General features: G+C 42.4%; 1 protein-coding gene. It reads right to left on the minus strand.

Features of this window, described 5'->3' with window-relative positions:
• Positions 1-639: S49 family peptidase (locus A3766_RS03505; RefSeq protein ID WP_068641692.1), on the minus strand; the 639-nt coding region annotated here is incomplete at its 3' end.
• Positions 640-700: the final 61 nt, after the last annotated feature.

Genomic DNA, 700 nt, shown 5'->3' on the forward strand with positions numbered 1-700 from the left:
CCAAAACTCAACCTCATCACCCTTTTCATCGCTAAAAGGATCTAGAAAGCCCTTATGAGCTCCCGCTGTATATAAACGTCTTTCGACGCCAAGCTTCTTCATCGTATCAACAAAACCAAAACCTGAAGCCACTACACCGATAGAACCAACCAAACTTGCCTTATCAGCGTAAATCTTATCCGCAGCCGCAGCAATGTAATATGCACCTGAAGCACCAATATCGCTGATCACTGCATAGAGTGGCGTTTCAGGGTATAAGCCACGAAGTCGTTTAATTTCATCATAAACATACCCTGATTGAACCGGGCTGCCACCAGGACTATTAATGCGCAAGACAACAGCTTGAGTTCCCTCAGCTTCAAAAGCTGCTCTCAAACCCGTCACCAAAAAGTCTGCATTCGCCTCTTCGCCTGAAGCAATCACACCTTCCAGATTAACCAATGCGGTATATTGTTCAGTATCACTTATCTTATCCGGCGATAAACCCTCGCTCATCATAAACAATAAGACAAAAAGATAAGCAAATGTTAGCAGCTTAAAAAACACACCCCAGCGACGAGCCTTACGCTGCTCAACACCTAACTGAGAAACAGTCTTTTCAATCAACTTCCACTCTTTAGTATTATTCTCTGAATCCAAAATTTACTACCCTCTAACTTACATTCAGCTTTATCAGCTCTGAAAAATGATCAATTATTGC

Source organism: Oleiphilus sp. HI0132, from assembly GCF_001635845.1.